The sequence below is a fragment of the Anaerotignum faecicola genome, assembly GCA_024460105.1.
Lineage (GTDB): Bacteria > Bacillota > Clostridia > Lachnospirales > Anaerotignaceae > JANFXS01.
Genome location: JANFXS010000635.1, coordinates 1 through 381 on the forward strand (window position 1 = coordinate 1; position 381 = coordinate 381).

Genomic DNA, 381 nt, shown 5'->3' on the forward strand with positions numbered 1-381 from the left:
TCCATGAACCCCTGCTTCTTCAAGCTCCCGAAGCGTTTCCCTGGTCACGCCTCCATCTGCATACAATTCTACTCCTGCCGGAATATTTCCTGCTAAGCGGATTAAGCGTTCCACTGCTGGTCCATATACTTTTTCTTCTAAATAATCAGGCTCCGATGTCATGAGGAGCAGCTGATCCATATTACCCAGAAAAGGCTTTACTGCTTCTACCGGTGTTTTTATATTGACAGCCAGCCCCGGCTCCAATCCAAGTGCCCGGCAGTGATTGAGAAAATGAAGTGGATAGTCAAGTGCTTCCAAATGGGCTATCACAGAATCCACTCCGCAGGCGGCGAGACCGTCTAAATACGTTTCTGGATGAGTAACCATTAAATGTACCTG

The 381-nt window shown here is 47.8% G+C and carries 1 protein-coding gene; it reads right to left on the reverse strand.

What is annotated here, in order from left to right; all coding sequences use genetic code 11:
- On the reverse strand, positions 1-369 hold a 369-nt coding region (locus NE664_15765), incomplete at its 3' end, for a ribulose-phosphate 3-epimerase (protein MCQ4728091.1).
- Positions 370-381 lie beyond the last annotated feature (12 nt).